This window comes from Flavobacterium sp. KH_035, from assembly GCF_057839565.1.
Genome location: NZ_CM174492.1, coordinates 3759833 through 3771868, shown reverse-complemented (window position 1 = coordinate 3771868; position 12036 = coordinate 3759833). Strand labels below are relative to the sequence as shown.

The following is a 12036-nucleotide window of genomic DNA, read 5'->3' as shown; positions in this document are numbered from 1 at the left end:
GGCTTAGCCTATTGACTAAGCCATTTTATTAGTACAGAATATTATTTGGTCAGGTACAAATACCCAGCCTCCTGATGTGGATTAGATTGGCTGTCTTTATATTTAATGATATAATAATACGTTCCTTCCGGCAATCCATCTGAATCTTTGACCGTAACGCGTCCTTCAGAAATACCTCTAAAGACAATGTCATTATTGTTGTAATGATCACGATCAAAAACCAAAACTCCCCAACGGTTAAAAATTTGAACCGTATTGTCAGGATAACATTCTAAACCTTGGATGTAGAATCTATCGTTCTTGTCATCTCCATTTATAGAAACTGCGTTGAATACTTTTATAACACAACCTTTTAGTGATAAAACAGTTGGTTTATCCCCCAATACACCACTATCATCTGATTTGTCTTTTACCTCAATATGATCAGGACTTGTTCCAAAAACTTCGGCTTGATTCGATATACTTCCCGAATTAATATCAGCTTGTACGATCGAATAAGTTCCTGTAAAAGAAGTACTATCCTCTTCTCCCACCGCTAAATTTATTGGGCCTCCGGTCATGGTAATTCCAGTTAACGGATCTACTATATAAACATTAGTCAACGCTACATTTCCTGTATTGGTTACTGTAAAATTATACGTAATGGTTTCCCCTACTTTTGCATTACTGTCGCCATCTTCATCATTGAAATGTGCCGTTTTCACTAAAGCAATACTTGGTCTTGATACAAATAGGGTTACCGTTGCAGCATCACAATTCGAAAGATTTGATTTTTCGCAAATACTGTACGTTAATGTATAGGTACCTCCCGGTGTATTAGCCGGAACACTTATTGTTCCTGTGGTAGTGTCAATTACCGGAACTGCTGCTCCTGATGTTTTTGGAACTGCCGGTGTTATCACTTTTAAATCAACTAGGCTAATAACAACTGGAATACCATTCAAAGTATCCGAATTTGGATTACCAACTAGTACATTCCCTGCATTTGGTGTACCTGTTATTCCATTTACGTTTGGAATGTCATCATCATTTGCAATTATTGATATCCCTGCAATTACCGTTACTTTGATTTCATCTGAAACCGTCGCACAAGTTGCCGGAGTTAGTTTGTCGCATAACTGATAAACTACATTATAAGTTCCCGGTGTGGTTCCTGCTGCAACACTTACTTTTCCGGTTAACGGATCTAAAGTAATTCCTGTTGGCCATGTTCCTGACACCGCAACTGTAGCATTTCCTGTTGTTCCTAATACTGCCGGAACTCCATTTACTTTATCGTTACTTGCAATGTTTGTGAAAACAGTTCCTCCTGTTGAAGCAATAGTTCCATTTTCGAATATTGGTTCAACAACTGGAGTTACTTTGATTTCTTCTGAAACCGTCGCACAAGTTGCCGGAGTTAATTTGTCGCATAACTGATAAACTACATTATAAGTTCCCGGTGTGGTTCCTGCCGCAACACTTACTTTTCCGGTTAACGGATCTAAAGTAATTCCTGTTGGCCATGTTCCTGACACCGCAACTGTAGCATTTCCTGTTGTTCCTAATACTGCCGGAACTCCATTTACTTTATCGTTACTTGCAATGTTTGTGAAAACAGTTCCTCCTGTTGAAGCAATAGTTCCATTTTCGAATATTGGTTCAACAACTGGAGTTACTTTGATTTCTTCTGAAACCGTCGCACAAGTTGCCGGAGTTAATTTGTCGCATAACTGATAAACTACATTATAAGTTCCCGGTGTGGTTCCTGCCGCAACACTTACTTTTCCGGTTAACGGATCTAAAGTAATTCCTGTTGGCCATGTTCCTGACACCGCAACTGTAGCATTTCCTGTTGTTCCTAATACTGCCGGAACTCCATTTACTTTATCGTTACTTGCAATGTTTGTGAAAACAGTTCCTCCTGTTGAAGCAATAGTTCCATTTTCGAATATTGGTTCAACAACTGGAGTTACTTTGATTTCTTCTGAAACCGTCGCACAAGTTGCCGGAGTTAATTTGTCGCATAACTGATAAACTACATTATAAGTTCCCGGTGTGGTTCCTGCCGCAACACTTACTTTTCCGGTTAACGGATCTAAAGTAATTCCTGTTGGCCATGTTCCTGACACCGCAACTGTAGCATTTCCTGTTGTTCCTAATACTGCCGGAACTCCATTTACTTTATCGTTACTTGCAATGTTTGTGAAAACAGTTCCTCCTGTTGAAGCAATAGTTCCATTTTCGAATATTGGTTCAACAACTGGAGTTACTTTGATTTCTTCTGAAACCGTCGCACAAGTTGCCGGAGTTAATTTGTCGCATAACTGATAAACTACATTATAAGTTCCCGGTGTGGTTCCTGCCGCAACACTTACTTTTCCGGTTAACGGATCTAAAGTAATTCCTGTTGGCCATGTTCCTGACACCGCAACTGTAGCATTTCCTGTTATTCCTAATACTGCCGGAACTCCATTTACTTTATCGTTACTTGCAATGTTTGTGAAAACAGTTCCTCCTATTGAAGCAATAGTTCCATTTTCGAATATTGGTTCAACAACTGGAGTTACTTTGATTTCATCTGAAACCGTCGCACAAGTTGCCGGAGTTAGTTTGTCGCATAACTCATAAACTACATTATAAGTTCCCGGTGTGGTTCCTGCTGCAACACTTACTTTTCCGGTTAACGGATCTAAAGTAATTCCTGTTGGCCATGTTCCTGACACTGTAACTGTAGCATTTCCTGTTGTTCCTAATACTGCCGGAACTCCATTTACTTTATCGTTACTTGCAATGTTTGTGAAAACAGTTCCTCCTGTTGAAGCAATAGTTCCGTTTTCGAATATTGGTTCAACTGTTGCTGTTACTTTGATTTCATCTGAAACCGTAGCACAAGTTGCCGGAGTTAACTTATCGCATAATTCATAAACTACATTATAAGTTCCCGGTGTGGTTCCTGCCGCAACACTTACTTTTCCGGTTAACGGATCTAAAGTAATTCCTGTTGGCCATGTTCCTGATACTCCAACTGTAGCATTTCCTGTTGTTCCTAATACTGCCGGAACTCCATTTACTTTATCGTTACTTGCAATGTTTGTGAAAACAGTTCCTCCTGTTGAAGCAATAGTTCCATTTTCGAATATTGGTTCAACTGTTGCCGTTACTGTAATTTTAGCTTCAGCCTGATCACACATTGGTGTACCGGCTGCTGCCATTGCTTTTGAACATATACTATAAATTACAGTATAAACCCCTGGTGCAGTACCAGTATTAACCTTAATAGTCCCATCGGTATTTAATGTCATTCCTGTTGGAAAATAAACACCACTTAAATTCACTTCTGAAGCAACTATAGGTGTACCATGTAATTTGTCATTCAACAATACAGAAACAGTGGTACCTCCGTTCAATCCATTAACTACTAATGGAATCTCATCTATCGCATCAATAAAACTTACTACTGTACACGTTGAACAAGTAGGATCTATTGGTCTACAAGTTGAACAAATCGGACTTGGATCGGTTGACTTAGCTGTTACCGGAGATCCTGTTGGAGGAGTTCCTGTAGCTGTAGCCACGTTGTCTACCTGTCCGTTATTCATATCAGCCAAAGTAATGGTGTGAACGGCTGTAAAACTAGACGAATCTGTTGCTCCTGGAGCTAAACTCGCTAAACTTCCACTTACCACTGCATTAGCATCACTAATGGTTACCGGAGCAAGGGTTACGTTTCCTGTATTTTTAACTGTAAAAGTATAGTCAATTCTATCACCAACGTTTACAATACCATCTGCATTAACATCTACATAAACTCCTTTTTTGCTTACCGTTACTTTTGGTGAAGACGTTAAAGGAACTACTGTACAACTTGGACATGCAGTTGGATCTTTTGGTGGACAAGTCGAACAAATCGGACTTGGATCGGTTGACTTAGCTGTTACCGGTGATCCTGTTGGAGGAGTTCCTGTAGCTGTAGCTACGTTGTCTACCTGTCCGTTATTCATATCAGCCAAAGTAATGGTGTGAACGGCTGTAAAACTAGACGAATCTGTTGCTCCTGGAGCTAAACTCGCTAAACTTCCACTTACCACCGCGTTAGCATCACTAATGGTTACCGGAGCAAGTGTTACATTTCCTGTATTTCTAACTGTAAAAGTATAGTCAATTCTATCGCCTACGTTTACAATACCATCTGCATTAGCATCTACATAAACTCCTTTTTTGCTTACCGTTACTTTTGGTGAAGACGTTAAAGGAACTACTGTACAACTTGGACATGCAGTTGGGTCTTTTGGTGGACAAGTCGAACAAATCGGACTTGGATCGGTTGACTTAGCTGTTACCGGTGATCCTGTTGGAGGAGTTCCTGTAGCTGTAGCTACGTTGTCTACCTGTCCGTTATTCATATCAGCCAAAGTAATGGTGTGAACGGCTGTGAAACTAGACGAATCTGTTGCTCCTGGAGCTAAACTCGCTAAACTTCCACTTACCACTGCATTAGCATCGCTAATGGTTACCGGAGCAAGGGTTACGTTTCCTGTATTTCTAACTGTAAAAGTATAATCAATTCTATCGCCTGCGTTTACAATACCATCTGCATTAGCATCTACATAAACTCCTTTTTTGCTTACCGTTACTTTTGGTGAAGACATTAAAGGAACTACTGTACAGCTTGGACATGCAGCCGGATCTTTTGGTGGACAAGTCGAACAAATCGGACTTGGATCGGTTGACTTAGCTGTTACCGGTGATCCTGTTGGAGGAGTTCCTGTAGCTGTAGCTACGTTGTCTACCTGTCCGTTATTCATATCAGCCAAAGTAATGGTGTGAACGGCTGTGAAACTAGACGAATCTGTTGCTCCTGGAGCTAAACTCGCTAAACTTCCACTTACCACTGCATTAGCATCACTAATGGTTACCGGAGCAAGGGTTACGTTTCCTGTATTTCTAACTGTAAAAGTATAATCAATTCTATCGCCTGCGTTTACAATACCATCTGCATTAGCATCTACATAAACTCCTTTTTTGCTTACCGTTACTTTTGGTGAAGACATTAAAGGAACTACTGTACAGCTTGGACATGCAGCCGGATCTTTTGGTGGACAAGTCGAACAAATCGGACTTGGATCGGTTGACTTAGCTGTTACCGGTGATCCTGTTGGAGGAGTTCCTGTAGCTGTAGCTACGTTGTCTACCTGTCCGTTATTCATATCAGCCAAAGTAATGGTGTGAACGGCTGTAAAACTAGACGAATCTGTTGCTCCTGGAGCTAAACTCGCTAAACTTCCACTTACCACCGCGTTAGCATCACTAATGGTTACCGGAGCAAGGGTTACGTTTCCTGTATTTTTAACTGTAAAAGTATAATCAATTCTATCGCCTGCGTTTACAATACCGTCTGCATTAGCATCTACATAAACTCCTTTTTTGCTTACCGTTACTTTTGGTGAAGACGTTAAAGGAACTACTGTACAACTTGGACATGCAGTTGGATCTTTTGGTGGACAAGTCGAACAAATCGGACTTGGATCGGTTGACTTAGCTGTTACCGGTGATCCTGTTGGAGGAGTTCCTGTAGCTGTAGCTACGTTGTCTACCTGTCCGTTATTCATATCAGCCAAAGTAATGGTGTGAACGGCTGTGAAACTAGACGAATCTGTTGCTCCTGGAGCTAAACTCGCTAAACTTCCACTTACCACTGCATTAGCATCGCTAATGGTTACCGGAGCAAGGGTTACATTTCCTGTATTTCTAACTGTAAAAGTATAATCAATTCTATCGCCTGCGTTTACAATACCATCTGCATTAGCATCTACATAAACTCCTTTTTTGCTTACCGTTACTTTTGGTGAAGACATTAAAGGAACTACTGTACAGCTTGGACATGCAGCCGGATCTTTTGGTGGACAAGTCGAACAAATCGGACTTGGATCGGTTGACTTAGCTGTTACCGGTGATCCTGTTGGAGGAGTTCCTGTAGCTGTAGCTACGTTGTCTACCTGTCCGTTATTCATATCAGCCAAAGTAATGGTGTGAACGGCTGTAAAACTAGACGAATCTGTTGCTCCTGGAGCTAAACTCGCTAAACTTCCACTTACCACTGCATTAGCATCACTAATGGTTACCGGAGCAAGGGTTACGTTTCCTGTATTTTTAACTGTAAAAGTATAATCAATTCTATCGCCTGCGTTTACAATACCGTCTGCATTAGCATCTACATAAACTCCTTTTTTGCTTACCGTTACTTTTGGTGAAGACGTTAAAGGAACTACTGTACAACTTGGACATGCAGTTGGATCTTTTGGTGGACAAGTCGAACAAATCGGACTTGGATCGGTTGACTTAGCTATTACCGGTGATCCTGTTGGAGGAGTTCCTGTAGCTGTAGCTACGTTGTCTACCTGTCCGTTATTCATATCAGCCAAAGTAATGGTGTGAACGGCTGTAAAACTAGACGAATCTGTTGCTCCTGGAGCTAAACTCGCTAAACTTCCACTTACCACCGCGTTAGCATCACTAATGGTTACCGGAGCAAGGGTTACATTTCCTGTATTTCTAACTGTAAAAGTATAGTCAATTCTATCGCCTACGTTTACAATACCATCTGCATTAGCATCTACATAAACTCCTTTTTTGCTTACCGTTACTTTTGGTGAAGACGTTAAAGGAACTACTGTACAACTTGGACATGCAGTTGGGTCTTTTGGTGGACAAGTCGAACAAATCGGACTTGGATCGGTTGACTTAGCTGTTACCGGAGATCCTGTTGGAGGAGTTCCTGTAGCTGTAGCTACGTTGTCTACCTGTCCGTTATTCATATCAGCCAAAGTAATGGTGTGAACGGCTGTAAAACTAGACGAATCTGTTGCTCCTGGAGCTAAACTCGCTAAACTTCCACTTACCACCGCGTTAGCATCACTAATGGTTACCGGAGCAAGGGTTACATTTCCTGTATTTCTAACTGTAAAAGTATAGTCAATTCTATCGCCTACGTTTACAATACCATCTGCATTAGCATCTACATAAACTCCTTTTTTGCTTACCGTTACTTTTGGTGAAGACGTTAAAGGAACTACTGTACAACTTGGACATGCAGTTGGGTCTTTTGGTGGACAAGTCGAACAAATCGGACTTGGATCGGTTGACTTAGCTGTTACCGGAGATCCTGTTGGAGGAGTTCCTGTAGCTGTAGCTACGTTGTCTACCTGTCCGTTATTCATATCAGCCAAAGTAATGGTGTGAACGGCTGTGAAACTAGACGAATCTGTTGCTCCTGGAGCTAAACTCGCTAAACTTCCACTTACCACTGCATTAGCATCACTAATGGTTACCGGAGCAAGGGTTACGTTTCCTGTATTTTTAACTGTAAAAGTATAATCAATTCTATCGCCTGCGTTTACAATACCGTCTGCATTAGCATCTACATAAACTCCTTTTTTGCTTACCGTTACTTTTGGTGAAGACGTTAAAGGAACTACTGTACAGCTTGGGCATGCAGTTGGATCTTTTGGTGGACAAGTCGAACAAATTGGACTTGGATCGGTTGACTTAGCTGTTACCGGAGATCCTGTTGGAGGAGTTCCTGTAGCTGTAGCTACGTTGTCTACCTGTCCGTTATTCATATCAGCCAAAGTAATGGTGTGAACGGCTGTGAAACTAGACGAATCTGTTGCTCCTGGAGCTAAACTCGCTAAACTTCCACTTACCACTGCATTAGCATCACTAATGGTTACCGGAGCAAGGGTTACGTTTCCTGTATTTTTAACTGTAAAAGTATAATCAATTCTATCGCCTGCGTTTACAATACCGTCTGCATTAGCATCTACATAAACTCCTTTTTTGCTTACCGTTACTTTTGGTGAAGACGTTAAAGGAACTACTGTACAGCTTGGGCATGCAGTTGGATCTTTTGGTGGACAAGTCGAACAAATTGGACTTGGATCGGTTGACTTAGCTGTTACCGGAGATCCTGTTGGAGGAGTTCCTGTAGCTGTAGCTACGTTGTCTACCTGTCCGTTATTCATATCAGCCAAAGTAATGGTGTGAACGGCTGTAAAACTAGACGAATCTGTTGCTCCTGGAGCTAAACTCGCTAAACTTCCACTTACCACTGCATTAGCATCACTAATGGTTACCGGAGCAAGGGTTACGTTTCCTGTATTTCTAACTGTAAAAGTATAGTCAATTCTATCACCTGCGTTTACAATACCATCTGCATTAGCATCTACATAAACTCCTTTTTTGCTTAATGAAATACCAACACATTCACTAGCAATTACAACATTATCTGAAACTACTGGACTACATGTTCCCAATGTAGCAGTTACGGTATAAGTTCCTGCAGGAGCGGTTACTGTAGCGCCTGAAACTGTAACTCCTGTTGATGGATTTACCGTATAAGTATAAGCAGCATTGTAATTTGAAATCGCAAAACTTCCTGTAGCCACTGAACAAGTAGGTTGAGTTACTGTTCCTGTTGTTGGTTGTACCGGTTTTTCTTTTACTACAACATCAATTGCGGTTCTGGCACTCTCGCAATTTCCAACCGTCTGACTAACATAATACGTTGTAGTACCAACGGTGGTTGTTACAGGAGTTGGTGCAGTTGCACTTCCAACGCCACCTGTTTGAGCAGTATACCATTTCACGTTTGAACCTGTTGCCGTTAAAGCAGTTGATGTTTCATCCTGACAGTAATTTACTGGTGTCGTAACGACTGGTGCATCAGTGGTACTGATTTCTCCTTTAAAAGGATAATTGTGTGTTTCTGAACCGCCAATGTTTTGAATTAAATTTCCACCCACAATAAAACGACCGTTCATACCAATCATTTCGTTGGTAACAGTACCAGTACGTTGTGGAATTACCATACTTCCCCAAAACTGCGCTCCTTTTAAAGAAACAGTAGTCGCAGTAGGTAAATTCCATAAAATTCGTAGTGAAAAAGGCGCTACTTCATTCGCAGCTGCTTTATTCCCACTGCCTACTGCCTGAGTTACACCATTAAACTGAAATGTAGCAATATTAAAGTTTGTTGTTGTACCGGGTACGTTAATTAATAAACTCGAAGTATCCGGAAAACCTACAAAATTAATGGTACCATTTGGTTTTGATGCTAAAACATTTGGAATGTTTATCACATACAATTTTGAAACAGCAGGTGTTAAACAAGTAAACGTATAAGTTCCGAAACCATCATTTGTAAAAGTAACCTTTGGATCACTTGGCAACTGATTCCAGGCCGTACTTGAAACCTGTAAAGCATTGAAAGCATCATTATAAGGTGTTAAATTTAAAGTAGCTTCATTAATAACTTTAGATGCATCTCCGGTAATTTTAACATTAGGAGATTTTGTTCCTTTATAAACTATAGTTCCATAGGACTTTTGACCATTACCGCTTTCTCCTCCCAGTATTAAACTACCTGAAGCTGCTGAAGCATCAAAATTACCTCCTATGGTTAAAATATTCTTATTATCATCCGGTACAATAAAAGACCCTACTCCGGCCACTCCAAGATTAAAAGCAGTTGTTTTGTTCATGGTAAAATTCCCATATACAAAACTACGTCCTTCATATTCGGCACCATTTGTTATGGTAAGATTCCCTCCAACAGCAAAGTTAATTGCGTTATCACGACCAATAAAATCTCCGGTAAAAGTCGCCGGTTTATAGATACTGGTTGGCGGATTAGAGGAAATTACATCACTTAAAAACACTCCTAGACAAGAGTTTGTAGTAGATGGAAATGGCAAAGGAGAACTGGTAACAGTAAAAACATCGGTCTTTATATTGTTACAACCCACACCGCTAGGCGTTCCGTCACATTCAACATCCGGGTCCACCGGCGGTGTTCCAACGTGAGTATCTGCAGTAGCATCCGGATCTGTTAAATCCTGGGGGCGCATGATCGTTGCTTTCACGTTTACACCAGTACCTGCCGGTGCCAAAATCTTTCCGACAATCGTAAACGTAATCGTTGCGTCATTTGGTAAGTCAACCGTAGCATCAAGTACACCTCCAGTAATAGTATGTGCCGTAACAGCGCCTCCTAAAGTAGAAGAAGAGGTAAAAGATTGAACCGCCAAATTTGCTCCCGAAACTAAATCCGAAAACTTAAACTTTGCTCCAGTTACATTATTGGGCCCTCCAATATTTTTTACAACCACCGTATAAGTAACATCCGCACCTACACTTCCACTGGTTACATCACTAATACTTGTTACTGCTAAATCGGCAGCATTCTGAACAACAGGAACCGTAACTACAGGAGATGTAGTAGTCACATATGCCCATGAATCCAATGTTCTGTTATCACCATAGGAACTTGACCATTTATGTCCGTTAGAAGCACTCGACAAACCCGGAAAAGTAGTATTTGTTTTCGGGTTAGATTCTCCTGTGACTGTAGCAAACAATGAATCGTCCCAATAAATCTTATCATCAGGACTGTTACCATTTAATCTGGAAACTAAAAAACCACTCGCATTATTTTCTGCATCAACATAAGGGAAATGGACTTCTCCATTAAAAATAACTACATTTAAATTTAAGTTTAAACCAGTAGAAGCATAAGTTCCGTCTTTAAACTTACCGTCCCAGTATATCTTATTTTCACCCATTTTGGCAGCTACAAGTATAATTCTGTCTTTGTTTCCTGTATACACACCATCATTATCACCGTCTATCTGAACTAAAGCATTACCATTTGTACTGGCAGTAAAATTTATATAACTCCCTAATGGAGGTGTCCCTACCCCAACTGAGCCTTCAGATCCCGAAATAAAGATATTCGAAATAGCGGCTGTTACCACGTTATTCACCAACCAGGTTGTTACAGTTGAACCTCCTACATTCACTGAAGCTGAAGTTGGCATTGTCAAATCAGGATTCTGATAGAACAATTTATTCGTAACGTCGTTCCCTGAGCCAAAATTTTCAGGAGGATAATATAAATAAGGAGTCGTCGAAGGTGAAGCTGAATTTGTATTGTTTTCCACATCGACCATATCCACACTCTTGTAAATTGGCAACCCGGTTGCTCTTGATTTAACCCCGTTATTATTTGAAAAGAAGGCAAAAACAAAAGGATCCATCCCATTTCCGTCTACCAAATAACGGTAACCATCAATCGTTAAAACACGAAATTTCCCACGGAAAGCTCGGTTATTGGCTCCCATGTTTCCGGTAAATACATTTAAGAATGTACGCCCCGGTTTTACTTCTGTACCTAAAGCAACTGTAATATCCCAGGCCAAAATCAATGAATTATTCGTTGGCTGATGGGCCGCATTTGTTGAAGTCCAACTTGCATTTGCAGCTAATACAGTTGTCCCTGTATTTGGAGTAGCACTCGGAACAGGTGAAATAAATTCAATTTCCCAAATTCCGGCCTCCGAAGGACCTACTATTTTTGAATAAGCTTTATACCCCCCAGGGCTTAAAGCAGCTGGTCCTGCCAACTCTTCGGTACGACTTGCAATTAAACCAGTTACTTTGTCCGTCCCTGATGAATAAACTGTTCCGCTTGGTGTTTTAAAATTGATTGTACCAGAACCGATTCCCTGAGCACTTGAGCCTACGTAAATCGTTTCTCCAGCGTTGACATAAACATAATGCCGGCCTTGATTAACACCTCCAATAAACATTCCTGACCCCAATCTAATATTTTGGGTCGAACTGGTCATCCAGCTTCTATTCCCTGTTGCCCCGCTGGGAAACAAATCCTTAGACCCCTCAGCAAAGACATTCAATCCACTGAAAAGAGAAAGGAAACACAGTATAAAGGTCAGCTGCAATTGCCTTAATTTTAATGTAATTTTATTCAACATTTTAATAGTTTTGATTATTAGTAACTGGTATAGTATTTATCAATCGATAATAACTTGAATGCAGTTTTAATTCCTGTTGCTGTAGAGCGTGCATCAGTTTAAAAAAAAGATTTTTAATAAATGTATCGGATGAAAAACGATTACTTTTTCGGATAAAAGCATCAAAATCAAGCGAAGTAAAAGAGATTAAGAAACCCTCCTCCAGAGCGCTTCTTCTAACAAAAAA

At 40.6% G+C, this 12036-nt stretch carries 1 protein-coding gene; it reads right to left on the bottom strand.

Going from position 1 to position 12036, the window contains the following annotated elements:
- Window positions 1–41: 41 nt before the first annotated feature.
- Complete coding sequence (locus AC3IS6_RS15455) at window positions 42–11810, bottom strand: DUF7507 domain-containing protein (protein WP_489160643.1); 11769 nt, start codon at window positions 11808–11810, stop codon at window positions 42–44.
- Window positions 11811–12036: the final 226 nt, after the last annotated feature.

Coding starts and splice junctions, on each gene's coding strand:
- AC3IS6_RS15455 (WP_489160643.1), bottom strand. CDS start 11,810: ATGTTGAATAAAATTACATTAAAATTAAGGCAATTGCAGCTGACCTTT.